The sequence below is a fragment of the Streptococcus sp. 27098_8_86 genome, assembly GCF_041432595.1.
In the GTDB taxonomy this organism is placed as follows: Bacteria; Bacillota; Bacilli; order Lactobacillales; family Streptococcaceae; genus Streptococcus; species Streptococcus pneumoniae_F.
In genome coordinates this window covers 169,079-194,915 of the sequence record NZ_JAPVZW010000001.1, presented here as the reverse complement: position 1 = coordinate 194,915, position 25,837 = coordinate 169,079, and the positions used below count along the sequence as shown (strand labels likewise).

Annotated in this window: 38 protein-coding genes; 34 read left to right on the top strand and 4 right to left on the bottom strand. The window is 40.7% G+C overall.

Annotated features, from left to right (window positions below; translation table 11 throughout):
• Positions 1-120: 120 nt before the first annotated feature.
• The 31 genes from rplC (at position 121) to O3616_RS00720 (ending at position 17,021) form a co-directional block, all read left to right on the top strand.
• Entirely contained in the window at positions 121-747 is a 627-nt protein-coding gene (rplC, locus tag O3616_RS00870; protein WP_000160197.1) for a 50S ribosomal protein L3, read from the top strand.
• Between the two features lie 24 nt (positions 748-771).
• The gene (rplD, locus tag O3616_RS00865) at positions 772-1,395 is read left to right on the top strand and encodes a 50S ribosomal protein L4 (protein WP_368910477.1); all 624 of its coding nucleotides are present in this window, start codon (positions 772-774) and stop codon (positions 1,393-1,395) included.
• Positions 1,395-1,691, top strand: a complete 297-nt coding sequence (locus O3616_RS00860) for a 50S ribosomal protein L23 (protein ID WP_001055347.1) — start codon at positions 1,395-1,397, stop codon at positions 1,689-1,691. The genes rplD and O3616_RS00860 overlap by 1 nt, the downstream gene beginning before the upstream one ends.
• Before the next feature lie 17 nt (positions 1,692-1,708).
• Entirely contained in the window at positions 1,709-2,542 is an 834-nt protein-coding gene (rplB, locus tag O3616_RS00855) for a 50S ribosomal protein L2 (RefSeq protein WP_000512911.1), read from the top strand.
• A gap of 103 nt (positions 2,543-2,645) precedes the next feature.
• Positions 2,646-2,927, top strand: coding sequence for a 30S ribosomal protein S19 (gene rpsS / locus O3616_RS00850; protein WP_000533766.1), 282 nt, complete (start codon positions 2,646-2,648; stop codon positions 2,925-2,927).
• Positions 2,928-2,938: 11 nt separating this feature from the next.
• Positions 2,939-3,283: a 50S ribosomal protein L22 gene (gene rplV / locus O3616_RS00845; RefSeq protein WP_000818137.1), complete on the top strand. Its 345-nt coding sequence runs from the start codon at positions 2,939-2,941 to the stop codon at positions 3,281-3,283.
• A gap of 12 nt (positions 3,284-3,295) precedes the next feature.
• The gene (gene rpsC, locus O3616_RS00840) at positions 3,296-3,949 is read left to right on the top strand and encodes a 30S ribosomal protein S3 (RefSeq protein WP_000529936.1); all 654 of its coding nucleotides are present in this window, start codon (positions 3,296-3,298) and stop codon (positions 3,947-3,949) included.
• Positions 3,950-3,952: 3 nt separating this feature from the next.
• Entirely contained in the window at positions 3,953-4,366 is a 414-nt protein-coding gene (gene rplP, locus O3616_RS00835) for a 50S ribosomal protein L16 (protein WP_000960946.1), read from the top strand.
• A 9-nt stretch (positions 4,367-4,375) separates the two neighbouring features.
• On the top strand, positions 4,376-4,582 hold the full coding sequence (gene rpmC / locus O3616_RS00830) for a 50S ribosomal protein L29 (RefSeq protein ID WP_000772918.1): 207 nt from the start codon (positions 4,376-4,378) through the stop codon (positions 4,580-4,582).
• Between the two features lie 24 nt (positions 4,583-4,606).
• The gene (gene rpsQ, locus O3616_RS00825) at positions 4,607-4,867 is read left to right on the top strand and encodes a 30S ribosomal protein S17 (protein WP_000440801.1); all 261 of its coding nucleotides are present in this window, start codon (positions 4,607-4,609) and stop codon (positions 4,865-4,867) included.
• A gap of 25 nt (positions 4,868-4,892) precedes the next feature.
• Positions 4,893-5,261 carry a 50S ribosomal protein L14 gene (gene rplN / locus O3616_RS00820; protein WP_000616545.1) on the top strand — a complete coding sequence of 123 codons (369 nt, stop codon included), beginning with the start codon at positions 4,893-4,895 and terminating at the stop codon, positions 5,259-5,261.
• A 78-nt stretch (positions 5,262-5,339) separates the two neighbouring features.
• Entirely contained in the window at positions 5,340-5,645 is a 306-nt protein-coding gene (gene rplX / locus O3616_RS00815) for a 50S ribosomal protein L24 (protein ID WP_000497691.1), read from the top strand.
• Positions 5,646-5,668: 23 nt separating this feature from the next.
• On the top strand, positions 5,669-6,211 hold the full coding sequence (gene rplE, locus O3616_RS00810) for a 50S ribosomal protein L5 (RefSeq protein ID WP_000013542.1): 543 nt from the start codon (positions 5,669-5,671) through the stop codon (positions 6,209-6,211).
• 17 nt (positions 6,212-6,228) lie between these two features.
• Positions 6,229-6,414 (top strand): type Z 30S ribosomal protein S14, encoded by a 186-nt coding sequence (locus O3616_RS00805; protein WP_001085697.1) that lies wholly within the window; start codon positions 6,229-6,231, stop codon positions 6,412-6,414.
• Positions 6,415-6,594: 180 nt separating this feature from the next.
• Positions 6,595-6,993, top strand: a complete 399-nt coding sequence (rpsH, locus tag O3616_RS00800) for a 30S ribosomal protein S8 (RefSeq protein WP_000245504.1) — start codon at positions 6,595-6,597, stop codon at positions 6,991-6,993.
• Positions 6,994-7,184: 191 nt separating this feature from the next.
• A complete protein-coding gene (gene rplF, locus O3616_RS00795; RefSeq protein ID WP_000086640.1) occupies positions 7,185-7,721 on the top strand; it encodes a 50S ribosomal protein L6 in 537 nt (178 codons plus the stop codon).
• Between the two features lie 83 nt (positions 7,722-7,804).
• The gene (gene rplR, locus O3616_RS00790) at positions 7,805-8,161 is read left to right on the top strand and encodes a 50S ribosomal protein L18 (protein ID WP_000624044.1); all 357 of its coding nucleotides are present in this window, start codon (positions 7,805-7,807) and stop codon (positions 8,159-8,161) included.
• 17 nt (positions 8,162-8,178) lie between these two features.
• A complete protein-coding gene (rpsE, locus tag O3616_RS00785; protein ID WP_000874202.1) occupies positions 8,179-8,673 on the top strand; it encodes a 30S ribosomal protein S5 in 495 nt (164 codons plus the stop codon).
• A gap of 13 nt (positions 8,674-8,686) precedes the next feature.
• Complete coding sequence (gene rpmD / locus O3616_RS00780; protein ID WP_000057241.1) at positions 8,687-8,869, top strand: 50S ribosomal protein L30; 183 nt, start codon at positions 8,687-8,689, stop codon at positions 8,867-8,869.
• Positions 8,870-9,013: 144 nt separating this feature from the next.
• Positions 9,014-9,454 (top strand): 50S ribosomal protein L15, encoded by a 441-nt coding sequence (gene rplO / locus O3616_RS00775; RefSeq protein WP_000766087.1) that lies wholly within the window; start codon positions 9,014-9,016, stop codon positions 9,452-9,454.
• Between the two features lie 12 nt (positions 9,455-9,466).
• Complete coding sequence (secY, locus tag O3616_RS00770; RefSeq protein ID WP_061589619.1) at positions 9,467-10,777, top strand: preprotein translocase subunit SecY; 1,311 nt, start codon at positions 9,467-9,469, stop codon at positions 10,775-10,777.
• A gap of 155 nt (positions 10,778-10,932) precedes the next feature.
• Positions 10,933-11,571: an adenylate kinase gene (locus O3616_RS00765; protein WP_001050436.1), complete on the top strand. Its 639-nt coding sequence runs from the start codon at positions 10,933-10,935 to the stop codon at positions 11,569-11,571.
• Positions 11,572-11,687: 116 nt separating this feature from the next.
• Positions 11,688-11,906, top strand: a complete 219-nt coding sequence (infA, locus tag O3616_RS00760) for a translation initiation factor IF-1 (protein ID WP_001029883.1) — start codon at positions 11,688-11,690, stop codon at positions 11,904-11,906.
• A 24-nt stretch (positions 11,907-11,930) separates the two neighbouring features.
• The gene (gene rpmJ / locus O3616_RS00755) at positions 11,931-12,047 is read left to right on the top strand and encodes a 50S ribosomal protein L36 (RefSeq protein WP_001808836.1); all 117 of its coding nucleotides are present in this window, start codon (positions 11,931-11,933) and stop codon (positions 12,045-12,047) included.
• Positions 12,048-12,064: 17 nt separating this feature from the next.
• Positions 12,065-12,430 (top strand): 30S ribosomal protein S13, encoded by a 366-nt coding sequence (rpsM, locus tag O3616_RS00750; RefSeq protein WP_000090781.1) that lies wholly within the window; start codon positions 12,065-12,067, stop codon positions 12,428-12,430.
• A gap of 17 nt (positions 12,431-12,447) precedes the next feature.
• Positions 12,448-12,831, top strand: a complete 384-nt coding sequence (gene rpsK / locus O3616_RS00745; RefSeq protein WP_001118385.1) for a 30S ribosomal protein S11 — start codon at positions 12,448-12,450, stop codon at positions 12,829-12,831.
• A 42-nt stretch (positions 12,832-12,873) separates the two neighbouring features.
• The gene (locus O3616_RS00740) at positions 12,874-13,809 is read left to right on the top strand and encodes a DNA-directed RNA polymerase subunit alpha (RefSeq protein ID WP_000568988.1); all 936 of its coding nucleotides are present in this window, start codon (positions 12,874-12,876) and stop codon (positions 13,807-13,809) included.
• Positions 13,810-13,820: 11 nt separating this feature from the next.
• Positions 13,821-14,207 (top strand): 50S ribosomal protein L17, encoded by a 387-nt coding sequence (gene rplQ, locus O3616_RS00735; RefSeq protein ID WP_000331493.1) that lies wholly within the window; start codon positions 13,821-13,823, stop codon positions 14,205-14,207.
• Between the two features lie 264 nt (positions 14,208-14,471).
• The gene (locus O3616_RS00730; protein WP_000644130.1) at positions 14,472-14,738 is read left to right on the top strand and encodes an ACT domain-containing protein; all 267 of its coding nucleotides are present in this window, start codon (positions 14,472-14,474) and stop codon (positions 14,736-14,738) included.
• A gap of 9 nt (positions 14,739-14,747) precedes the next feature.
• Positions 14,748-16,085, top strand: coding sequence for a PFL family protein (locus tag O3616_RS00725; RefSeq protein ID WP_050203665.1), 1,338 nt, complete (start codon positions 14,748-14,750; stop codon positions 16,083-16,085).
• A 243-nt stretch (positions 16,086-16,328) separates the two neighbouring features.
• Positions 16,329-17,021, top strand: a complete 693-nt coding sequence (locus tag O3616_RS00720) for a histidine phosphatase family protein (protein WP_371637830.1) — start codon at positions 16,329-16,331, stop codon at positions 17,019-17,021.
• Positions 17,022-17,124: 103 nt separating this feature from the next.
• Here the strand turns inward: O3616_RS00720 and O3616_RS00715 are convergent, their stop codons facing one another.
• Genes O3616_RS00715 through O3616_RS00705 form a run of 3 tightly spaced genes read right to left on the bottom strand, consistent with a single transcriptional unit; the run spans position 17,125 to position 20,917 of the window.
• Entirely contained in the window at positions 17,125-18,783 is a 1,659-nt protein-coding gene (locus O3616_RS00715; RefSeq protein ID WP_371637829.1) for an ABC transporter permease, read from the bottom strand.
• Positions 18,773-19,864 carry an ABC transporter ATP-binding protein gene (locus tag O3616_RS00710; protein ID WP_371637828.1) on the bottom strand — a complete coding sequence of 364 codons (1,092 nt, stop codon included), beginning with the start codon at positions 19,862-19,864 and terminating at the stop codon, positions 18,773-18,775. The genes O3616_RS00715 and O3616_RS00710 overlap by 11 nt, the downstream gene beginning before the upstream one ends.
• Positions 19,865-19,876: 12 nt before the next feature.
• Positions 19,877-20,917, bottom strand: coding sequence for an extracellular solute-binding protein (locus O3616_RS00705; RefSeq protein WP_371637827.1), 1,041 nt, complete (start codon positions 20,915-20,917; stop codon positions 19,877-19,879).
• 318 nt (positions 20,918-21,235) lie between these two features.
• Here O3616_RS00705 and leuS point away from each other — a divergent pair, with 318 nt between their 5' ends.
• The 3 genes from leuS to O3616_RS00690 all read left to right on the top strand — a co-directional run bounded on the left by leuS (position 21,236) and on the right by O3616_RS00690 (position 24,970).
• Positions 21,236-23,737, top strand: a complete 2,502-nt coding sequence (gene leuS, locus O3616_RS00700; protein ID WP_371637825.1) for a leucine--tRNA ligase — start codon at positions 21,236-21,238, stop codon at positions 23,735-23,737.
• 109 nt (positions 23,738-23,846) lie between these two features.
• Positions 23,847-24,542: a GNAT family N-acetyltransferase gene (locus tag O3616_RS00695; protein WP_049487412.1), complete on the top strand. Its 696-nt coding sequence runs from the start codon at positions 23,847-23,849 to the stop codon at positions 24,540-24,542.
• An 11-nt stretch (positions 24,543-24,553) separates the two neighbouring features.
• Positions 24,554-24,970, top strand: a complete 417-nt coding sequence (locus O3616_RS00690) for a GNAT family N-acetyltransferase (RefSeq protein ID WP_049487413.1) — start codon at positions 24,554-24,556, stop codon at positions 24,968-24,970.
• Positions 24,971-25,694: 724 nt separating this feature from the next.
• Here the strand turns inward: O3616_RS00690 and O3616_RS00685 are convergent.
• Positions 25,695-25,787: a type I toxin-antitoxin system Fst family toxin gene (locus O3616_RS00685; protein WP_049487415.1), complete on the bottom strand. Its 93-nt coding sequence runs from the start codon at positions 25,785-25,787 to the stop codon at positions 25,695-25,697.
• Between the last annotated feature and the right edge of the window lie 50 nt (positions 25,788-25,837).

Sequence of the window (25,837 nt, the reverse complement as noted above, 5' to 3'; positions counted from 1 at the left end):
CACTGTGTCAGTTTCCTATTTTCACTTTGAGTTTGACGCCCTTTGTATCTTAGACTTGAGCATAAAAAACGCTCGTTAAAAACTTTTTGAATAAAAATATAGAAAAGGAACTATTTTCTCATGACAAAAGGAATCTTAGGGAAAAAAGTGGGAATGACTCAAATCTTCACTGAAGCTGGCGAATTGATCCCTGTAACAGTTATTGAAGCAACTCCAAACGTTGTTCTTCAAGTTAAAACTGTTGAAACAGACGGATACAACGCTATCCAAGTTGGTTTCGATGACAAACGCGAAGTATTGAGCAACAAACCTGCTAAAGGACATGTAGCGAAAGCTAACACGGCTCCTAAGCGCTTCATTCGTGAATTCAAAAACGTTGAAGGCTTGGAAGTTGGTGCTGAAATCACAGTTGAAACATTCGCAGCTGGAGATGTTGTTGACGTAACTGGTACTTCTAAAGGTAAAGGTTTCCAAGGTGTTATCAAGCGCCACGGACAATCACGTGGACCAATGGCTCACGGTTCTCGTTACCACCGTCGTCCAGGTTCTATGGGACCTGTTGCACCTAACCGCGTATTCAAAGGTAAAAACCTTGCAGGACGTATGGGTGGCGACCGCGTAACAATTCAAAACCTTGAAGTTGTACAAGTTGTTCCAGAAAAGAACGTTATCCTTATCAAAGGTAACGTACCAGGTGCTAAGAAATCTCTTATCACTATCAAATCAGCAGTTAAAGCTGGTAAATAATAAGGAAAGGGGAATACAGTCAAAATGGCAAATGTAACATTATTCGACCAAACTGGTAAACAAGCGGGCGAAGTTGTTCTTAACGATGCAATCTTTGGTATCGAACCAAACCAATCTGTTGTGTTTGATGTGATCGTCAGCCAACGTGCTAGCCTTCGTCAAGGAACTCACGCAGTTAAAAACCGCTCAGCTGTTTCAGGTGGCGGACGCAAACCATGGCGTCAAAAAGGAACTGGACGTGCTCGTCAAGGTTCTATCCGCTCTCCACAATGGCGTGGTGGTGGAATCGTCTTCGGACCAACTCCACGTAGCTATGCGTACAAACTTCCTCAAAAAGTTCGTCGCCTTGCGCTTAAATCTGTTTACTCAGAAAAAGTTGCTGAAAATAAATTTGTAGCCGTTGATTCTCTTGAATTTACAGCTCCAAAAACTGCTGAATTTGCAAAAGTTCTTGCAGCTTTGAGCATCGATTCTAAAGTCCTTGTTATTCTTGAAGAAGGAAACGAATTCGCAGCTCTCTCAGCTCGTAACCTTCCAAACGTGAAAGTTGCGACTGCTACAACTGCAAGTGTTCTTGACATCGCAAATAGTGACAAACTTCTTGTTACTCAAGCAGCTATCTCTAAAATCGAGGAGGTTCTTGCATAATGAATTTGTATGATGTTATCAAAAAACCTGTAATCACTGAAAGCTCAATGGCTCAACTTGAAGCAGGAAAATATGTATTTGAAGTTGACACTCGTGCACACAAACTTTTGATCAAGCAAGCTGTTGAAGCTGCTTTCGAAGGTGTTAAAGTTGCCAACGTTAACACAATCAACGTAAAACCAAAAGCTAAACGTGTTGGACGTTACACTGGTTTTACTAACAAAACTAAAAAAGCTATCATCACACTTACAGCTGATTCTAAAGCAATCGAGTTGTTTGCTGCTGAAGCTGAATAATCTAAGGAGGAAATATCGTGGGAATTCGTGTTTATAAACCAACAACAAACGGTCGCCGTAATATGACTTCTTTGGATTTCGCTGAAATCACAACAAGCACTCCTGAAAAATCATTGCTTGTTGCATTGAAGAGCAAGGCTGGTCGTAACAACAACGGTCGTATCACAGTTCGTCACCAAGGTGGTGGACACAAACGTTTCTACCGTTTGGTTGACTTCAAACGTAACAAAGACAACGTTGAAGCAGTTGTTAAAACAATCGAGTACGATCCAAACCGTTCTGCAAACATCGCTCTTGTACACTACACTGACGGTGTGAAAGCGTACATCATCGCTCCAAAAGGTCTTGAAGTTGGTCAACGTATCGTTTCAGGTCCAGAAGCAGATATCAAAGTCGGAAACGCTCTTCCACTTGCTAACATCCCAGTTGGTACTTTGATCCACAACATCGAGTTGAAACCAGGTCGTGGTGGTGAATTGGTACGTGCTGCTGGTGCATCTGCTCAAGTATTGGGTTCTGAAGGTAAATACGTTCTTGTTCGTCTTCAATCAGGTGAAGTTCGTATGATTCTTGGAACTTGCCGTGCTACAGTTGGTGTTGTCGGAAATGAACAACATGGACTTGTAAACCTTGGTAAAGCAGGACGTAGCCGTTGGAAAGGTATCCGCCCAACAGTTCGTGGTTCTGTAATGAACCCTAACGATCACCCACACGGTGGTGGTGAAGGTAAAGCACCAGTTGGTCGTAAAGCACCATCTACTCCATGGGGCAAACCTGCTCTTGGTCTTAAAACTCGTAACAAGAAAGCGAAATCTGACAAACTTATCGTTCGTCGTCGCAACGAGAAATAATATTAAACTAGTCGCTTAAGAAACTAGTAAATCCGCCAGCTCGGTAGCGCTCCATGTGAGCGCAAGCCGCTGTGGTACAACATTTAAAGGAGAAAATATAAAAATGGGACGCAGTCTTAAAAAAGGACCTTTCGTCGATGAGCATTTGATGAAAAAAGTTGAAGCTCAAGCTAACGACGAAAAGAAAAAAGTTATTAAAACTTGGTCACGTCGTTCAACGATTTTCCCAAGTTTCATTGGTTACACTATTGCAGTTTATGACGGTCGTAAACACGTACCTGTTTACATCCAAGAAGACATGGTAGGTCACAAACTTGGTGAATTTGCACCAACTCGTACTTACAAAGGTCACGCTGCAGACGACAAGAAAACACGTAGAAAATAAGGAGAACATAAATGGCAGAAATTACTTCAGCTAAAGCAATGGCTCGTACAGTACGTGTTTCACCTCGTAAATCACGTCTTGTTCTTGATAACATCCGTGGTAAAAGCGTAGCCGATGCAATCGCAATCTTGACATTCACTCCAAACAAAGCTGCTGAAATCATCTTGAAAGTTTTGAACTCAGCTGTAGCTAACGCTGAAAACAACTTTGGTTTGGATAAAGCTAACTTGGTAGTATCTGAAGCATTCGCAAACGAAGGACCAACTATGAAACGTTTCCGTCCACGTGCGAAAGGTTCAGCTTCACCAATTAACAAACGTACAGCTCACATCACTGTAGCTGTTGCAGAAAAATAAGGAGGTAAAATCGTGGGTCAAAAAGTACATCCAATTGGTATGCGTGTCGGCATCATCCGTGATTGGGATGCCAAATGGTATGCTGAAAAAGAATACGCGGATTACCTTCATGAAGATCTTGCAATCCGTAAATTCGTTCAAAAAGAACTTGCTGACGCAGCAGTTTCAACTATCGAAATTGAACGCGCAGTAAACAAAGTTAACGTTTCACTTCACACTGCTAAACCAGGTATGGTTATCGGTAAAGGTGGTGCTAACGTTGATGCACTCCGTGCAAAACTTAACAAATTGACTGGAAAACAAGTACACATCAACATCATCGAAATCAAACAACCTGATTTGGATGCTCACCTTGTAGGTGAAGGAATTGCTCGTCAATTGGAGCAACGTGTTGCTTTCCGTCGTGCACAAAAACAAGCAATCCAACGTGCAATGCGTGCTGGAGCTAAAGGAATCAAAACTCAAGTATCAGGTCGTTTGAACGGTGCAGATATCGCCCGTGCTGAAGGATACTCTGAAGGAACTGTTCCACTTCACACACTTCGTGCAGATATCGATTACGCTTGGGAAGAAGCAGATACTACATACGGTAAACTTGGTGTTAAAGTATGGATCTACCGTGGTGAAGTTCTTCCAGCTCGCAAAAACACTAAAGGAGGTAAATAACCAATGTTAGTACCTAAACGTGTTAAACACCGTCGTGAATTCCGTGGAAAAATGCGCGGTGAAGCAAAAGGTGGAAAAGAAGTAGCATTCGGTGAATACGGTCTTCAAGCTACAACTAGCCACTGGATCACTAACCGCCAAATCGAAGCTGCTCGTATCGCCATGACTCGTTACATGAAACGTGGTGGTAAAGTTTGGATTAAAATCTTCCCACACAAATCATACACTGCTAAAGCTATCGGTGTGCGTATGGGATCTGGTAAAGGGGCACCTGAAGGTTGGGTAGCACCAGTTAAACGTGGTAAAGTGATGTTCGAAATCGCTGGTGTATCTGAAGAGATCGCTCGCGAAGCGCTTCGTCTTGCTAGCCACAAATTGCCAGTTAAATGTAAATTCGTAAAACGTGAAGCAGAATAAGGAGAAGGCATGAAACTTAATGAAGTAAAAGAATTTGTTAAAGAACTTCGTGGTCTTTCTCAAGAAGAACTCGCGAAGCGCGAAAACGAATTGAAAAAAGAATTGTTTGAACTTCGTTTCCAAGCTGCTACTGGTCAATTGGAACAAACAGCTCGCTTGAAAGAAGTTAAAAAACAAATCGCTCGTATCAAAACAGTTCAATCTGAAGCGAAATAATAGACTAGGGAAGGAGAAATTTCAATGGAACGCAATAATCGTAAAGTTCTTGTTGGACGTGTTGTATCTGACAAAATGGACAAGACAATCACAGTTGTAGTTGAAACAAAACGTAACCACCCAGTCTATGGTAAACGTATTAACTACTCTAAAAAATACAAAGCTCATGATGAAAACAATGTTGCCAAAGAAGGCGATATCGTACGTATCATGGAAACTCGTCCGCTTTCAGCTACAAAACGTTTCCGTCTTGTAGAAGTTGTTGAAGAAGCGGTCATCATCTAATCAAACCTGAAAGGAGAAAACTGAAATGATTCAAACAGAAACTCGTTTGAAAGTCGCAGACAACAGCGGTGCTCGCGAAATCTTGACTATCAAAGTTCTTGGTGGTTCAGGACGTAAATTTGCAAACATCGGTGATGTTATCGTGGCATCTGTAAAACAAGCTACTCCTGGTGGTGCGGTTAAAAAAGGTGACGTTGTTAAAGCAGTTATCGTTCGTACTAAATCAGGTGCTCGTCGTGCTGATGGTTCATACATCAAGTTTGACGAAAACGCAGCAGTTATCATCCGTGAAGACAAAACTCCTCGCGGAACACGTATCTTTGGCCCAGTTGCACGTGAATTGCGTGAAGGTGGCTTCATGAAGATCGTGTCACTTGCTCCAGAAGTACTTTAATTTTTAGAAACAAACTAGTCCCCTGGATTTACCTCCAGGGTGCCCTTATGGGCGTAAGAAAAATCAAGGAGAAACCTAATGTTTGTAAAAAAAGGCGACAAAGTTCGCGTAATCGCTGGTAAAGATAAGGGAACAGAAGCTGTTGTCCTTACTGCCCTTCCAAAAGTAAACAAAGTTATCGTTGAAGGTGTTAACATCGTTAAGAAACACCAACGTCCAACTAACGAGCTTCCTCAAGGTGGTATCATCGAGAAAGAAGCAGCTATCCACGTATCAAACGTTCAAGTTTTGGACAAAAATGGTGTAGCTGGTCGTGTTGGTTACAAATTTGTAGACGGTAAAAAAGTTCGCTACAACAAAAAATCAGGCGAAGTGCTTGATTAATCACGAAGGAAAGGAGAAGTATAATGGCAAATCGTTTAAAAGAAAAATATCTTAATGAAGTAGTTCCTGCTTTGACAGAACAATTCAACTACTCATCAGTGATGGCTGTGCCTAAAGTAGATAAGATCGTTTTGAACATGGGTGTTGGTGAAGCTGTATCAAACGCTAAAAGCCTTGAAAAAGCTGCTGAAGAATTGGCACTTATCTCAGGTCAAAAACCACTTATCACTAAAGCTAAAAAATCAATCGCCGGCTTCCGTCTTCGTGAAGGTGTTGCGATTGGTGCAAAAGTTACCCTTCGTGGTGAACGTATGTACGAATTCTTGGATAAATTGGTTTCAGTTTCACTTCCACGTGTACGTGACTTCCACGGTGTTCCAACAAAATCATTTGACGGCCGCGGAAACTACACACTTGGTGTGAAAGAACAATTGATCTTCCCAGAAATCAACTTCGATGACGTTGACAAAACTCGTGGTCTTGACATCGTTATCGTAACAACTGCTAACACTGACGAAGAGTCACGTGCATTGCTTACAGGCCTTGGAATGCCTTTTGCAAAATAATATAGGAGGTAAATCTAATGGCTAAAAAATCAATGATTGCTAAGAACAAACGTCCAGCGAAGTTCTCTACTCAAGCTTATACTCGTTGTGAAAAATGTGGTCGTCCACATTCAGTTTACCGCAAATTTAAACTTTGCCGTGTTTGCTTCCGTGAATTAGCTTACAAAGGACAAATTCCTGGTGTAACAAAAGCATCTTGGTAATTCTAGCTTTCAATCCCGTCGTGATTCGTCGTTATCTGCTTTTGCCTAACTCAAGTTATGCCTGCAAGCAGATGCCTAGACTCACTTAGGACTTGAAACCTAGAAATATATTCTGAGCCTAGCTCAATCATTAACTAGCAAGTGCAACTTGCAAACTACTAGTAAGAGGAGAAAAATAAAATGGTTATGACTGACCCAATCGCAGACTTCCTAACTCGTATTCGTAACGCTAACCAAGCTAAACACGAAGTACTTGAAGTACCTGCATCAAACATCAAAAAAGGGATTGCTGAAATCCTTAAACGCGAAGGTTTTGTAAAAAACGTTGAAATCATCGAAGATGACAAACAAGGCATCATCCGTGTATTCCTTAAATACGGACCAAACGGTGAAAAAGTTATCACTAACTTGAAACGTGTTTCTAAACCAGGACTTCGTGTCTACAAAAAACGTGAAGACCTTCCAAAAGTTCTTAACGGACTTGGAATTGCTATCCTTTCAACTTCTGAAGGTTTGCTTACTGATAAAGAAGCACGCCAAAAGAATGTTGGTGGGGAAGTTATCGCTTACGTTTGGTAAAATCAAGATACAAAGCTCGTAAAGAACAAAGCAAAATTAGGAAGTTGGAGAAGTTTGTTTACAAACAAGCCAACTTATCTATTTTGCGCAGTTCTTAGAGCGTGTTCAGTTCAGCTCTTGAACTAAATAAGTATCTGAACCCCGTGAAAACTGGCCGTTCTGGCCTGACAATCTAACAGGAGAAAATAAACATGTCACGTATTGGTAATAAAGTTATCGTGTTGCCTGCTGGTGTTGAACTCACTAACAATGACAACGTTGTAACTGTAAAAGGACCTAAAGGAGAACTTACTCGTGAGTTCTCAAAAGATATTGAAATCCGTGTGGAAGGTACTGAAGTAACTCTTCACCGTCCAAACGATTCAAAAGAAATGAAAACTATCCACGGAACTACTCGTGCCCTTTTGAACAACATGGTTGTTGGTGTATCAGAAGGATTCAAGAAAGAACTTGAAATGCGCGGGGTTGGTTACCGTGCACAACTTCAAGGATCTAAACTTGTTTTGGCTGTTGGTAAATCTCATCCAGACGAAGTTGAAGCTCCAGAAGGAATTACTTTTGAACTTCCAAACCCAACAACAATTGTTGTTAGCGGAATTTCAAAAGAAGTAGTTGGTCAAACAGCTGCTTACGTACGTAGCCTTCGTTCACCAGAACCATATAAAGGTAAAGGTATCCGTTACGTTGGTGAATTCGTTCGCCGTAAAGAAGGTAAAACAGGTAAATAATGTTGAGTGGTTGCTTCTCAACCAACAACTTATTTTCCAACTTTGTGCATAGCACACGATTTAAAACTAAAGAGGTGAAAACTGTGATTTCAAAACCAGATAAAAACAAACTCCGCCAAAAACGCCACCGTCGCGTTCGCGGAAAACTCTCTGGAACTGCTGATCGCCCACGTTTGAACGTATTCCGTTCTAATACAGGCATCTACGCTCAAGTGATTGATGACGTAGCGGGTGTAACGCTCGCAAGTGCTTCAACTCTTGACAAAGAAGTTTCAAAAGGAACTAAAACTGAACAAGCCGTTGCTGTCGGTAAACTCGTTGCAGAACGTGCAAACGCTAAAGGTATTTCAGAAGTGGTGTTCGACCGCGGTGGATATCTATATCACGGACGTGTGAAAGCTTTGGCTGATGCAGCTCGTGAAAACGGATTGAAATTCTAATAGGAGGACACTAGAAAATGGCATTTAAAGACAATGCAGTTGAATTAGAAGAACGCGTAGTTGCTGTCAACCGTGTTACAAAAGTTGTTAAAGGTGGACGTCGTCTTCGTTTCGCAGCTCTTGTTGTTGTTGGTGACCACAACGGTCGCGTAGGATTTGGTACTGGTAAAGCTCAAGAAGTTCCAGAAGCAATCCGTAAAGCAGTAGATGATGCTAAGAAAAACTTGATCGAAGTTCCTATGGTTGGAACAACAATCCCACACGAAGTTCTTTCAGAATTCGGTGGAGCTAAAGTATTGTTGAAACCTGCTGTAGAAGGTTCTGGAGTTGCCGCTGGTGGTGCAGTTCGTGCCGTTGTGGAATTGGCAGGTGTGGCAGATATTACATCTAAATCACTTGGTTCTAACACTCCAATCAACATTGTTCGTGCAACTGTTGAAGGTTTGAAACAATTGAAACGCGCTGAAGAAGTTGCTGCCCTTCGTGGTATCTCAGTTTCTGATTTAGCATAAGAAAGGGGATAAAATGGCTCAAATTAAAATTACTTTGACTAAGTCTCCAATCGGACGCATTCCATCACAACGTAAAACTGTTGTAGCACTTGGACTTGGCAAATTAAACAGCTCTGTTATTAAAGAAGATAACGCTGCAATCCGTGGTATGATCACAGCAGTATCTCACTTGGTAACAGTTGAAGAAGTAAACTAATGAATTTTTAGGGGATGTGCACTATACCATCCCCTAAAACTAGATATAGTCATCTATGATGACGTCGTATAGGCGAGTTGATGGGGGAGACAACCTTTTCTCCCTTATCGGCGCTAGCATTTTACAAAAGAGGAGAAAATAAAAATGAAACTTCATGAATTGAAACCTGCAGAAGGTTCTCGTAAAGTACGTAACCGCGTTGGTCGTGGTACTTCATCAGGTAACGGTAAAACATCTGGTCGTGGTCAAAAAGGTCAAAAAGCTCGTAGTGGTGGCGGAGTTCGCCTTGGTTTTGAAGGTGGACAAACTCCATTGTTCCGTCGTCTTCCAAAACGTGGATTCACTAACATCAACGCTAAAGAATACGCAATTGTGAACCTTGACCAATTGAACGTCTTTGAAGATGGTGCTGAAGTTACTCCAGTTGTTCTTATCGAAGCAGGAATTGTTAAAGCTGAAAAATCAGGTATTAAAATTCTTGGTAACGGTGAGTTGACTAAGAAATTGACTGTGAAAGCAGCTAAATTCTCTAAATCAGCTGAAGAAGCTATCACTGCTAAAGGTGGTTCAGTAGAAGTCATCTAAGAGAGGTGACCTATGTTTTTTAAATTATTAAGAGAAGCTCTTAAAGTCAAGCAGGTTCGATCAAAAATTTTATTTACAATTTTTATCGTTTTGGTCTTTCGTATCGGAACTAGCATTACAGTTCCCGGTGTGAATGCTAATAGCTTGAATGCTTTAAGTGGATTATCCTTCTTAAACATGTTGAGCTTGGTGTCAGGGAATGCCATGAAAAACTTCTCAGTTTTTGCTCTTGGTGTTAGTCCCTACATTACGGCCTCTATCGTTGTCCAACTCTTGCAAATGGATATTTTACCCAAGTTTGTAGAGTGGGGTAAACAAGGGGAAGTAGGTCGAAGAAAATTAAATCAAGCTACTCGTTATATTGCTCTTGTTCTAGCCTTTGTGCAATCTATCGGGATTACAGCTGGTTTTAATACTTTGGCTGGAGCTCAATTGTTGAAAACAGCTCTTACTCCACAAGTCTTTATCATGATTGGTATCATCTTAACAGCTGGTAGCATGATTGTGACTTGGTTGGGAGAGCAAATTACAGATAAGGGATACGGAAATGGTGTTTCTATGATTATCTTTGCCGGGATTGTTGCCTCAATTCCAGAGATGATTCAGGGCATCTATGTGGACTACTTTGTGAACGTCCCAAGTAGCCGTATCAACTCATCTATCATTTTCGTAATCATTTTGATTATTACTGTTTTGTTGATCATTTACTTTACAACTTATGTTCAACAAGCAGAATACAAAATTCCAATCCAATATACTAAGGTTGCACAAGGTGCTCCATCTAGCTCTTACCTTCCTTTGAAGGTAAACCCTGCTGGAGTTATCCCTGTTATCTTTGCAAGTTCGATTACTGCAGCGCCAGCGGCTATTCTTCAGTTTTTGAGCGCTACAGGTCATGATTGGGCTTGGGTAAGAACAGCACAAGAAATGCTGGCAACAACTTCACCAACTGGTATTGCCATGTATGCTTTGTTGATTATTCTCTTTACATTCTTCTATACGTTTGTACAGATTAATCCTGAAAAAGCGGCAGAGAACCTACAAAAGAGCGGTGCCTATATCCACGGAGTCCGTCCTGGTAAAGGTACAGAAGAATATATGTCTAAACTTCTTCGTCGTCTTGCAACTGTTGGTTCCCTCTTCCTTGGTGTGATTTCCATATTACCGATTGTGGCAAAAGATATCTTTGGACTTTCAGAAGCAGTTGCTTTTGGAGGTACTAGTCTTTTGATCATTATCTCTACAGGTATTGAAGGAATCAAGCAATTAGAAGGTTACTTACTGAAACGTAAGTATGTTGGTTTCATGGATAGAACAGAATAAAATAGAAGTATTTACTTGAATAGTGAATGCTGAGGGAGTGGAGGTTTAACTCTAACATTTGTAAGAGTTTGGTCTCCCCTCTTCTATTTTGTTTTTAAATAGGAGTGAAAAGACTTTTTTGCTTCTATTTAAAAATAAAATAAGGAGATCAAATCATGAATCTTTTGATTATGGGCTTACCTGGTGCAGGTAAGGGAACTCAAGCAGCAAAAATCGTAGAACAATTCCATGTTGCACATATCTCAACAGGTGATATGTTCCGTGCTGCTATGGCAAATCAAACTGAAATGGGTGTTCTTGCCAAGTCATACATTGACAAGGGTGAATTGGTTCCTGACGAAGTTACAAATGGGATCGTAAAAGAACGTCTTTCACAAGATGATATTAAAGAAACAGGATTCTTGTTGGATGGTTACCCACGTACAATCGAACAAGCTCATGCCTTGGACAAAACATTGGCTGAACTTGGCATTGAACTAGAAGGTGTCATCAACATTGAAGTGAACCCTGACAGCCTCTTGGAACGTTTGAGTGGCCGTATCATCCACCGAGTAACTGGAGAAACTTTCCACAAGGTCTTTAACCCACCAGTTGACTATAAAGAAGAAGATTACTACCAACGTGAAGATGATAAGCCTGAGACAGTAAAACGTCGTTTGGACGTTAATATTGCTCAAGGAGAACCAATCATTGCTCACTACCGTGCTAAAGGTTTGGTTCATGACATCGAAGGTAATCAAGATATCAATGATGTCTTTTCAGATATCGAAAAAGTATTGACAAATTTGAAATAAAGCGTTTTTCACACTTGCAAAAATCCGCTACAAATGTTATACTGAGATAGTCTGACTTATAATTGTTGTCTCTGTGTCTAGAGGCATCGAATCGAAATTTATGGAGGTGCTTTTGCGTGGCAAAAGACGATGTGATTGAAGTTGAAGGCAAAGTAGTTGATACAATGCCGAATGCAATGTTTACGGTTGAACTTGAAAATGGACATCAGATTTTAGCAACAGTTTCTGGTAAAATTCGTAAAAACTATATTCGTATTTTAGCGGGAGATCGTGTTACTGTCGAAATGAGTCCATATGACTTGACACGTGGACGTATCACTTACCGCTTTAAATAATCGAAAAACTTGGAGGGATAAGAAATGAAAGTAAGACCATCGGTCAAACCAATTTGCGAATACTGTAAAGTTATTCGTCGTAATGGTCGTGTTATGGTAATTTGCCCAGCAAATCCAAAACACAAACAACGTCAAGGATAAGATAGAAAGGAGAAAACATGGCTCGTATTGCTGGAGTTGACATTCCAAATGACAAACGCGTAGTAATCTCATTGACTTATGTTTATGGTATCGGACTTGCAACATCTAAGAAAATTTTGGCTGCTGCTGGAATCTCAGAAGATGTTCGTGTACGTGATCTTACATCAGATCAAGAAGATGCTATCCGTCGTGAAGTGGATGCAATCAAAGTTGAAGGTGACCTTCGTCGTGAAGTAAACTTGAACATCAAACGTTTGATGGAAATCGGTTCATACCGTGGTATCCGTCACCGTCGTGGACTTCCTGTCCGTGGACAAAACACTAAAAACAACGCTCGCACTCGTAAAGGTAAAGCTGTTGCGATTGCTGGTAAGAAAAAATAATATAGGAGGTAAAAGTCTTGGCTAAACCAACACGTAAACGTCGTGTGAAAAAGAATATCGAATCTGGTATTGCTCATATTCACGCTACATTTAATAACACTATTGTTATGATTACTGATGTGCATGGTAATGCAATTGCTTGGTCATCAGCTGGTGCTCTTGGTTTCAAAGGTTCTCGTAAATCTACACCATTCGCTGCTCAAATGGCTTCTGAAGCTGCTGCTAAATCTGCACAAGAACACGGTCTTAAATCAGTTGAAGTTACTGTAAAAGGTCCAGGTTCTGGTCGTGAGTCAGCTATTCGTGCGCTTGCTGCCGCTGGTCTTGAAGTAACAGCAATTCGTGATGTGACTCCAGTGCCACACAATGGTGCTCGTCCTCCAAAACGTCGCCGTGTATAATCATCGCATTACACTGCTTTTCGTTTAAGAGGGAGTAACTAAATGATCGAGTTTGAAAAACCAAATATAACAAAAATTGATGAAAATAAAGATTATGGCAAGTTTGTAATCGAACCACTTGAACGTGGCTACGGTACAACTCTTGGTAACTCTCTTCGTCGTGTACTTCTAGCTTCTCTACCAGGAGCAGCTGTGACATCTATCAATATTGATGGTGTGTTACATGAGTTTGACACAGTTCCAGGTGTTCGTGAAGACGTGATGCAAATCATTCTGAACATTAAAGGAATTGCAGTGAAATCGTACGTTGAAGACGAAAAAATCATCGAACTAGATGTTGAAGGTCCTGCTGAAGTAACAGCCGGTGACATTTTGACAGATAGCGATATTGAAATTGTAAATCCAGATCATTATCTCTTTACAATCGGTGAAGGTTCTTCGCTAAAAGCGACTATGACTGTTAACAGTGGTCGTGGATATGTACCTGCTGATGAAAATAAAAAAGATAATGCACCAGTTGGGACACTTGCTGTAGATTCTATTTATACACCAGTTACCAAAGTCAACTATCAAGTGGAACCTGCTCGTGTAGGTAGCAATGATGGATTTGACAAATTAACCCTTGAAATCTTGACAAATGGAACAATTATTCCAGAAGATGCTTTAGGGCTTTCAGCACGTATTTTGACAGAACATCTTGATTTGTTTACAAATCTTACTGAGATTGCTAAGTCAACTGAAGTGATGAAAGAAGCTGATACTGAATCTGACGATCGTATTTTGGATCGTACGATTGAGGAACTGGACTTGTCTGTGCGTTCATACAACTGTTTGAAACGTGCCGGTATCAATACTGTGCATGATTTGACAGAAAAATCTGAAGCAGAGATGATGAAAGTACGAAATCTTGGACGCAAGAGTTTGGAAGAAGTGAAACTCAAACTCATTGATTTGGGTCTTGGATTAAAAGATAAATAAAGGAGGAATACATGGCTTACCGTAAACTAGGACGCACTAGCTCACAACGTAAAGCAATGCTTCGCGATTTGACAACTGACCTTTTGATCAACGAATCAATCGTGACAACTGAAGCTCGTGCTAAAGAAATCCGTAAAACTGTTGAAAAAATGATTACTCTAGGTAAACGTGGTGATTTGCATGCACGTCGTCAAGCAGCTGCTTTCGTACGTAATGAAATCGCATCTGAAAACTATGATGAAGCAACTGATAAGTACACTTCTACTACAGCACTTCAAAAATTGTTCTCAGAAATCGCACCTCGTTATGCTGAACGTAACGGTGGATACACTCGTATCCTTAAAACTGAACCACGTCGTGGTGATGCAGCGCCAATGGCGATCATCGAATTAGTATAAAATCATCAATTTTGTTGAGTGTTATGATGATGGAGTCTTGTGCTCTTAGTCTAGCTCTGGTCTACCGCTAGGATTTCGGTCCTAGCGGGAACACTCATCATAAGTTGGGATAGTAGACGCTTGTTTACGAAATTGTTTTTTTCTTAAGAACAACTTCGTAAGCAGGCGTTTTTGAGTATTTTAGTTAGAATTATGCTATACTATTTGAAAAGAATCCTGTTTAATGTTCAGGTTTCTTATTATAAGAAGAATTGGAGTTTGCTTATGAAAGCGATTATAACTGTTGTTGGTAAAGATAAATCTGGAATTGTTGCAGGTGTTTCTGGAAAAATTGCAGAATTGGGTTTGAATATAGACGATATCTCTCAAACTGTCTTGGATGAATATTTCACGATGATGGCTGTCGTCTCTAGTGATAAAAAGCAAGATTTTACCTATCTTCGTAATGAATTTGAAGCTTTTGGGCAAACTTTGAATGTGAAAATCAATATTCAGAGTGCAGCGATTTTCGAAGCTATGTATAATATCTAGGAGGTGCACATGGATATTAGACAAGTTACTGAAACCATTGCCATGATTGAGGAGCAAAACTTCGATATCAGAACCATTACCATGGGGATTTCTCTTTTGGACTGTATTGATCCAGATATCAATCGTGCTGCGGAGAAAATTTATCAAAAGATTACGACCAAGGCAGCTAATTTAGTGGCTGTTGGCGATGAAATTGCGGCTGAGTTGGGGATTCCAATCGTTAATAAGCGTGTATCGGTGACTCCTATCTCTTTGATTGGGGCTGCGACAGATGCGACGGACTACGTTGTTCTGGCAAAAGCGCTTGATAAGGCTGCGAAAGAGATTGGTGTGGACTTTATTGGTGGTTTTTCTGCCTTGGTACAAAAAGGTTATCAAAAGGGAGATGAGATTCTCATCAATTCTATTCCTCGTGCTTTGGCTGAAACGGACAAGGTCTGCTCGTCAGTCAATATAGGCTCAACCAAGTCTGGTATCAATATGACGGCTGTCGCAGATATGGGACGAGTTATCAAGGAAACGGCAACTCTATCTGATATGGGAGCAGCCAAGTTGGTTGTATTCGCTAATGCTGTTGAGGACAATCCATTTATGGCGGGTGCCTTCCATGGTGTTGGGGAGGCAGATGTTATCATCAATGTCGGAGTTTCCGGTCCTGGTGTGGTGAAACGTGCCTTGGAAAAAGTTCGTGGACAGAGCTTTGATGTAGTAGCCGAAACAGTTAAGAAAACTGCCTTTAAAATCACTCGTATCGGTCAATTGGTTGGTCAAATGGCCAGTGAGAGACTGGGTGTGGAGTTTGGTATTGTGGACTTGAGTTTGGCACCAACTCCTGCGGTTGGAGATTCTGTAGCACGTGTCCTTGAGGAAATGGGTCTAGAGACAGTTGGTACGCATGGAACGACGGCTGCCTTGGCTCTCTTGAATGACCAAGTTAAGAAGGGCGGAGTTATGGCCTGCAACCAAGTTGGTGGTTTGTCTGGTGCCTTTATCCCTGTTTCTGAGGATGAAGGAATGATTGCTGCAGTGCAAAATGGCTCTCTTAATTTGGAAAAACTAGAAGCCATGACAGCTATCTGTTCTGTTGGTTTGGATATGATTGCCATTCCAGAAGACACACCTGCTGAAACCATTGCGGCCATGATTGCAGATGAAGCTGCAATTGGTGTCATTAACATGAAAACAACAGCTGTTCGTATCATTCCAAAAGGAAAAGAAGGCGATATGATTGAGTTTGGTGGTCTTCTTGGTACAGCTCCAGTTATGAAAGTCAATGGGGCTTCGTCTGTTGATTTCATCTCTCGTGGAGGCCAAATCCCAGCACCAATTCATAGTTTTAAAAATTAAGAAAATAGGAGAAATTTTAAGTTCTATTTAAGGTTGGATGTGTATACTATAATCATTAAATAAAGACCTCCTAATATTATTTGAAACAGATAACACTGATTTAGTTTGAATTTGATTTTCATCTAATATCTTTATTTAATGAACTCCTAAACTTTTTCATAATAATCTCCTGCAAAAGTCGCCTGTCTGGGTGGCTTTTGTTTTATCATCCATGATATAATAGAAGCAAACGGAGGACGGAAAATGGTAAAAGTACGATTGTATTTGGTACGTCATGGCAAGACTATGTTTAACACGATTGGTCGCGCGCAAGGTTGGAGCGATACTCCCTTAACAGCTGAAGGTGAACGAGGAATTCAAGAATTAGGAATCGGTTTGCGAGAATCTGGTCTACAGTTTGAGCGCGCTTATTCGAGTGATTCAGGGCGCACCATTCAGACAATGGGAATCATTCTTGAAGAACTTGGCTTGCAGGGGAAAATCCCTTATCGCATGGACAAGCGTATCAGAGAATGGTGTTTCGGTAGTTTTGATGGAGCTTACGATGGCGATCTTTTCATGGGCATTATTCCTCGTATCTTTAATGTGGAACACGTTCACCAATTATCTTATGCTGAACTTGCTGAGGGCTTGGTAGAGGTCGATACAGCTGGTTGGGCTGAAGGCTGGGAAAAACTCAGTGGCCGTATCAAAGAAGGATTTGAAGCGATTGCTAAAGAAATGGAAGAACAAGGTGGGGGCAACGCTCTCGTTGTCAGCCATGGAATGACCATTGGAACCATTGTGTATCTGATTAATGGCATGCATCCGCATGGTCTAGATAATGGTAGCGTGACGATCCTTGAATATGAGGATGGTCAGTTTAGCGTTGAGGTTGTCGGTGACCGTAGTTACCGAGAGCTAGGGCGTGAGAAGATGGAAGAATCTTCTATTTAATCAGTCTAGACTTGCTTGCTCTGAGCTAGGGATTTGATAGGAATAACAAGATAAGAAAAAAACAGCCGAGGGTAATCCTTTCGGCTGTTTTTGATGGGGAAAACTAAAGTGTAATGCTATTGCTTTTAGAGATTTTCATAAACAAGAGCAAGGAACCTACTGTTAGAACAGTTAGGATGGTTGACAAGGCTGCGGCTACACCGTAATTCCCTCTGAGAACCTCTGTATAGATAGCTACAGTCATTGTTCTTGTTTTGACATTGTAGAGGAGGATAGAAGTAGAGAGCTCTGAAATCATTGTGACCCAAGATAGGATAGCTCCAGAAATAATACCAGACAGCATCATTGGAGTTGTAATCTTGGCAAAGGTATTGAGACGGCTACTTCCTAAACTTTCAGCGGCTTCTTCAATACTTGGGGCTATTTGTTGTAAGCTAGCAACAGATGAGCGAATAGTATAGGGTAATCTTCTGACAGATAGGGACATAATCAAGATGAAAGCTGTCCCTGTAATCATAAGAAATCCACTTCCAAATAGGCCAGTATTGAAGGAAGAAATGAAGGCAATCCCTAGAACGGTTCCTGGTACAATATAAGGGACCATACTGAGGCTGTCAATTAAGTTTGTAAACAAATTCCGTTTTCTAACGGCTAGGTAGGAGATAAATGTTGCGAATAGGACAACTAGAACTAAGGCAATCAAAGGGATACGAATAGTATTGAAAATAGCAGATCCCATACGATTGAAAGCTACCTTGTAACTGTTTAGAGAATAACCTTTGACAAATACCATACCTGATGTTTTTAGGAAAGAAGTATAAATCAAGTAGACTTGAGGTAGAACAGAGAACCAGATAATTCCGTAGACTGTTGCATAAATGGCAGCCATTTTTCCTTTTGTAGTTTTTTTAGGTTCAATTGGATGGAGCGAATTCATGCTGAAACTGTAGCGGTTTGAGATGTATTTTTGGATAAGAAAAATCGCCAAGGCAATGATAATCGCCATAACTGCTAAAGCAGATGCAAAGGCAGAATTTCCTCCAACCTCGCTAATAAATTGGGTATAAATCAGGACAGGGAAAGTCCGATATCCTTCACCAATCAACATAGGCGTTCCAAAGTCTGAGAATGCTCTCATAAATACAAGCAGGGCAGCAGCTAGTAAAGTTGGAACTAGGAGAGGTAAAACAACTGTTACGATACGCTTAAATCCGAAGGACCCCATGCTTTCAGCGGCTTCAAGTAGAGAATTGTTAATACTTTTCATTGTCCCAGCAACGTATAGAAATACCAGTGGGAATAGTTGCAGTGTAAAGACAAGTACAATTCCTTTGAATCCATAAATATCGATAGCTGGAAGATGAAGGGCATTTGTCAAGAATTTAGTGATGACCCCATTTCGTCCCAGTAAGAGAATCCAGGAGTAGGCTCCCACAAAAGGAGCTGACATGGAAGCAATGATAATTAATATTTGTAAAAATTTCTTTCCCTTGAAGTCATACATAGAGAAGAGATAAGCTAATAAAGTTCCTACAACTAAGGAAGTGACAGTAGCGGTAATGGAAACCTTGAAACTGTTGACGAGTGTCTCAGAGTAGTAGGCTTTACTAAAGAAAGTGACAAAATTAGCTAGTGAAAATTGTCCCTCATGTATGAGTGCTTGCTTGAGCACGGTAACGATAGGATAAACGAGAAAGACAAGATAGGTAAGAAAGATGAAGAAAGAGGAGGCTGTCCAAATATTTAGTTTTTTACGTTCCATGGTTGACTCCTTTTATCAGGTTTTGGGAACCATCTGCAGAAAAGACGTTTAATTTTTGAGTATTGATTCGTAGACGAATACGATCGCCTTTTTGTAGATCTTCTTCAAAAGTTGATTCTTCACTAACTTGAATTTTTGAGGCAAAACCTGTCTCGATGAAATACTCCGTATTTAGTCCAAGATAGACGCTATCGCTAATAGTTCCTTCAATATCTCCAGATTCATCTTTGATAAACTCTTCAGGACGAATGCTTACATGAATGGCTTGCTCCTCAGTTTGATCAAGAGCTGGCATTCGAAGAGCATAGCCATCTGAAAAGACGATATAAGCGCCGTCGCTCCGTTTTTCAAGATTGGCAGGGATAATATTTGTGCGTCCAATAAAGGTTGCTACAAATTCATTAGCTGGTTTATGATAGAGTTCTTTTGGTCGGCCGATTTGTTGGATGACTCCGTCTTTCATAACAGCAATTTGGTCTGAAATAGCCATGGCTTCTTCTTGGTCGTGGGTCACATAAACAGTTGTAATTCCCACTTCGTGTTGGATTTCTCGAATAGCTTGACGCATATCCAAGCGAAGTTTGGCATCTAGGTTACTAAGTGGTTCGTCCATGAGGAGAACACTTGGATTAACAGCTAAGGCACGTGCCAATGCGACACGTTGTTGTTGTCCACCACTGAGTTTATCGGGCTTCCGATCCGCATATTGAGCAATTTGCATGAGTTCAAGATATTTATTGGTCTGTTGTACCAATTCTTCTTTTGGAACTTTCTTTTGCTTGAGACCAAAAGCAACATTGTCTCGGACAGTCAAATGTGGGAAAATAGCGTAGTTTTGGAAAACCATGCCGATATTGCGTTTGCTGGGTTCCATATTATTGATTTTTGTATCATCGAAGTAAAATTCTCCGCCTTCGATACTGTTGAAACCTGCAATCATACGAAGAAGGGTCGTTTTCCCACACCCTGAAGGACCAAGGATGGTAAAGAGACTTCCTTTGGGAACTGTAATATTTAAATTATCAATAACAGGGACATCGTGGTAGATTTTTTTGGCGTTAATAATTTTGATCTCACTCATAGTGAACCTCTTTTACTGTTTAGATTGGATATCTGTAAAAATATCATTGTACTTTTTAAGAATAGTGGATTTATTTTTAATGACATAATCGGAATCTTCAGTGGCAATATTGATTTCTGTCATAGCCTTCATATTTTTATTGGTTCTAGCATTTTTACGAATAGGTCTAATTGTAGTTTCAGTTCCTAGCTTATCTTGGATTTCTTGAGAAAGAATGAAATCGATAAATTTCTTAGCATTTTTCATGTGTTTGGCATTTTTGACGATAGCTGCGTTACCAGGTAAAAAGACGGTTCCTTCTTTTGGATAAATAACTTTTACATCAACCCCATCATTTAAGAGTTTTAAGGCAGGGTCTTCATAGGTGAGTCCTACAGCCATTTCTCCATCGGCGACAGCTTTGTAAACATTTGAAGAACTAGATGCAATTTTTCCATCTACTAGGGTAAATAGATTTTTCACATAGGTCCAAGCTTGTTCATTTTCGTATCCACCTTGATCGACAAGCATGTTTGTTAATTGAGCAAAGGCGCTAGAAGCATTACTAGGATCAGCAGTAGCAATTTTTCCTTTTAATTTAGGATTGAGCAGATCATTGTAGCCTTCAATTTTTATATCTTTTGTAAGAGCTGAATTGGCAATGATAACACTAACATCAAGTGTATAAGGCGTGTAGAATCCTGTTTTATTTTGATATTCAGGGATTATCTGGTCGTTCTCTTGAGAAATATAAGGTTCAAAAAGATTTTCGTTAGAAGAGAAGAGGGCGTAGGAGCCTCCGAAAATGACATCAGCTACAGGGGATTCTTTTTCGGCCTCAGCTTTTTTGAACAATTCACCAGTACTGGCTTGTACTAAGTCAACCTTAATACCATATTTTTCTTCGAAGGCTGGGACTGTTTCTTCGATAAGGTCTTCAGGGTTAGGCGAGTAGATAACCAAAGTGCTATCTGAATCTTTTTCAGTGCTAGTTTCCGCTTCTGTTGTTGAAGAACATCCTGATAAAGTAAGAAATATCCATCCACAAGAGAGAAAGAATAGTAGTTTTTTCATAAGAATCTCCTTTTTACGAACATTTTGACTCTACAACTTGCTTAATGCTTATAATTTGCAGAGTCCTATAGGATATAATAAAAACCTTAAAGAAATCTAAAACGGAGAATGTGAGTCAAAGGCGCTAGGGGAAAAAGATGGAAGAGACAAATAATCGATATAAGTTAATTTCAAGTGCTAGCTAATTTTTTATACTGCTACATAAGCTGGATTTGCGATTCGGTCTTTCTTGGAATCCAAGTCCAAAAGAACATTTCTCGTCTTTCAAATTCCTTCAAAAATGGTATAATAGTAACATCACAAAATTGGAGAGAGACCATGAGTTTTTACAATCATAAAGAAATTGAGCCTAAGTGGCAGGGCTACTGGGCAGAACATCATACATTTAAGACAGGAACAGATGCATCAAAACCTAAGTTTTATGCGCTTGATATGTTCCCTTATCCATCTGGAGCGGGTCTGCACGTAGGACACCCAGAAGGTTATACCGCAACCGATATCCTCAGCCGTTACAAACGTGCGCAAGGCTACAATGTCCTTCACCCAATGGGTTGGGATGCTTTTGGTTTGCCTGCAGAGCAATATGCTATGGATACTGGTAATGACCCAGCAGAATTTACAGCTGAAAACATTGCTAACTTCAAACGCCAAATCAATGCGCTTGGATTTTCTTATGACTGGGATCGTGAAGTCAATACAACAGATCCAAACTACTACAAGTGGACGCAATGGATTTTCACTAAGCTTTACGAAAAAGGTTTGGCCTATGAAGCGGAAGTACCAGTAAACTGGGTTGAGGAATTGGGAACGGCCATCGCCAACGAAGAGGTCCTTCCTGACGGAACTTCTGAGCGTGGAGGCTATCCAGTTGTCCGCAAACCAATGCGCCAATGGATGCTCAAAATCACGGCTTACGCAGAGCGTTTGCTTAATGACTTAGATGAACTTGATTGGCCAGAGTCTATCAAGGACATGCAACGCAACTGGATTGGGAAATCAACTGGTGCTAATGTAACTTTTAAAGTTAAGGGAACAGATAAGGAATTCACAGTATTTACTACTCGTCCGGACACCCTTTTCGGGGCGACTTTCACTGTTTTGGCTCCTGAACATGACTTGGTTGACGCTATCACAAGTCCAGAGCAAGCAGAGGCTGTAGCAGACTATAAACACCAAGCCAGCCTTAAATCAGACTTGGCTCGTACAGACCTTGCCAAAGAAAAAACTGGTGTTTGGACTGGTGCATATGCTATCAATCCTGTCAATGGCAAGGAAATTCCAATCTGGATTGCGGACTATGTTCTTGCCAGTTACGGAACAGGTGCCGTTATGGCAGTTCCAGCTCACGACCAACGTGACTGGGAATTTGCCAAACAATTTGACCTTCCAATTGTAGAAGTGCTTGAAGGTGGAAACATTGAAGAAGCTGCCTACACAGAAGATGGCCTTCACGTTAATTCAGACTTCCTAGATGGACTCAACAAAGAAGATGCTATTGCCAAGATCGTGGCTTGGTTGGAAGAAAAAGGCTGTGGACAAGAGAAGGTTACCTACCGTCTCCGCGACTGGCTCTTTAGCCGTCAACGTTACTGGGGTGAGCCAATTCCTATCATTCATTGGGAAGATGGAACTTCAACAGCTGTCCCTAAGAGTGAATTGCCACTTGTCTTGCCTGTAACCAAGGATATCCGCCCTTCAGGTACTGGTGAAAGTCCACTAGCTAACTTGACAGATTGGCTTGAAGTGACTCGTGAAGATGGCGTCAAAGGTCGTCGTGAAACAAATACTATGCCACAATGGGCAGGTTCAAGCTGGTACTACCTCCGCTATATTGACCCGCACAATACTGAGAAATTGGCCGATGAGGATCTTCTCAAACAATGGTTGCCAGTAGATATCTACGTGGGTGGTGCAGAGCACGCTGTGCTTCACTTGCTCTACGCTCGTTTCTGGCATAAATTCCTCTTTGACCTCGGTGTTGTTCCAACTAAAGAACCATTCCAAAAACTCTTTAACCAAGGAATGATTTTGGGAACAAGCTACCGTGACCACCGTGGCGCTCTTGTGGCAACCGATAAGGTTGAAAAACGTGACGGTTCCTTCTTCCATGTGGAAACAGGCGAAGAGTTGGAGCAAGCACCAGCCAAGATGTCTAAATCCCTTAAGAACGTTGTAAACCCAGACGATGTGGTGGAACAATACGGTGCCGATACCCTTCGTGTTTATGAAATGTTCATGGGCCCACTTGATGCTTCAATCGCTTGGTCTGAAGAAGGTCTGGAAGGAAGTCGTAAGTTCCTTGACCGTGTTTACCGTTTGATTACAAGTAAGGATATTGTTGCGGAAAACAATGGCGCTCTCGACAAGGTTTACAACGAAACCGTTAAAGCTGTCACAGAGCAAATCGAATCCCTCAAATTCAACACAGCCATTGCCCAACTTATGGTCTTTGTCAATGCGGCTAACAAGGAAGACAAGCTTTATGCAGACTACGCCAAAGGCTTTATTCAATTGATTGCACCATTTGCGCCTCACTTGGCAGAAGAGCTCTGGCAAACAGTTGCAGCAACAGGTGAGTCAATCTCTTACGTGGCTTGGCCAACATGGGACGAAAGTAAATTGGTTGAAGACGAAATCGAAATCGTTGTCCAAATCAAAGGAAAAGTCCGTGCCAAACTCATGGTCGCTAAAGATCTATCACGCGAAGAATTACAAGAAATTGCTCTCGCTGATGAAAAAGTCAAAGCAGAGATCGACGGCAAGGACATCGTGAAAGTAATTGCGGTACCTAACAAGCTGGTAAATATCGTTGTGAAATAAGATAGAAATCCTTCAGAGTAGAATCTGGAGGATTTTTTGAATCTTCTTATAAAAGTATGATATACTATGGGCAACTATAAAGTTTGAAAAGTGAAACAAGGAGAATACTATGCCAGTAAATGAATATGGTCAGATGATTGGGGAGTCAATGGAAGGTTATACACCAGGTGAATTGCCTTCTATTGATTTCTTAGAAGGGCGTTATACTAGGGTAGAGGCTCTTTCAGTGGAAAAGCATGTGGAGGATTTATTAGCTGTTTATGGCCCGGATACTCCTCGGGAGATGTGGACTTACCTCTTTCAGGAGCCAGTGGCAGATATGGAGGAACTGGTCAGCCTTTTAAATCAGATGTTGGCTCGTAAGGACCGTTTTTACTATGCAGTCATAGACAAGGCAACTGGTAAGGTTTTGGGAACTTTTTCTCTCATGCGTATTGACCAGAATAACCGAGTAATAGAAGTAGGAGCTGTCACTTTTTCTCCAGAGCTCAGGGGGACACGGATAGGAACAGAAGCCCAGTATCTCTTGGCTTGCTATGTCTTTGAAGAACTCAACTATCGTCGCTATGAGTGGAAATGCGATGCTCTTAACCTGCCATCAAGACGAGCAGCAGAACGTTTGGGCTTTGTCTATGAAGGAACCTTCCGCCAAGCAGTTGTTTATAAGGGGCGTACAAGAGATACGGATTGGTTGTCTATGATTGATAAGGACTGGTCTCAAGTCAAATCTCGTTTAGAAACATGGTTGGCGCCTGAAAATTTTGATAAAAATGGGCGGCAGTACAAGAGCTTGAGAGAGTTTTAAGAGGTGTTGAGATGATTACTATTAAAAAGCAAGAATTTGTCAAGCTAGAGGATATTTTGCATCTCTATCAGGCTGTTGGTTGGACAAATTATACAAATCAACCTCAGATGCTGGAGCAAGCCTTGTCTCATTCATTAGTAATTTATCTGGCACTTGATGATGATGCTGTGGTGGGCTTGATTCGTTTGATTGGAGATGGTTTTTCGTCAGTTTTTGTACAGGATTTGATTGTTTTACCTAGCTATCAGCGCCAAGGGATTGGTAGCGCCTTGATGAAAGAGGCTTTAGAGGATTATAAAGAGGTTTATCAAGTCCAGCTGGCGACAGAACAGACAGAAAAAAATGTAGGATTTTATCGTTCTATGGGTTTTGAAACTTTATCCACCTATGACTGTACAGGAATGATTTGGGTAAACAGAGAAAAATAATAAAACTTGTTTGTTCTTAAGCAAAGTTTAAGGATGGTCTAGTATCATATAGTCATTAAATAAAGACCTCCTAACTTTATTTAATGAAATCCTAAAACTTTTTTCATAATAATCTCCTAATGAAGTCACCCAATCAGGTGGCTTTTTTGTAGGGTGAGGTGATGCTGATAGAAATTTTTTTAAAAATGGTAGAATTTGAGAAAAGTTAAGCTAGTTTTAAGTTTCGTCTTGTATCATATAGTTATTAAATAAAGACCTCCTAACTTTATTTAATAAAATCCTAAACTTTTCTTTTTCATAATAATCTCCCTTAACTCCACCCAATCAGGTGGAGTTTTTTTGCTCTATTTCAGGCTTTTGGGGACTATTCTAAAAATCATTTTCCGATATTTTTCGGATTTTGGTCGGGGAATTGGCGGGGACTTTTTAGCGAATATGATTAAGAAATAGGTCTGTTGTAGCTTCATCTACTTCAACCTCACTTTGAATGTAAGTGACTGTTAATTGAAGGACTAGAACTACTGTAATAATGCTCTTGGTTGTCAAGGAGTGAGTCATCATATTGTTGTACAGAGGGTTAAAGCTTGAAAAGTCGAGAATATAAACCTTTGACAAAATTTGTGAACTATGGGATAATAAAAAGGAATTGAGTACTAGTTCTATATCATAGGCTAGAAAAGACCCCAAGCTAACTTCCATATTAAGCTTAGGGTCTTTTTTGACACTATTTGTCCTTGTTTAGCCATTTATCGACTAATCGAAGAATGACACCGACTACAATTGGTCCGATGATAGTTTTGAGTACTAATTCCATCATGGGCTATCTCACCTCCTTTCGTAGGTGGTGTAGAAGTGCCGTATAATATT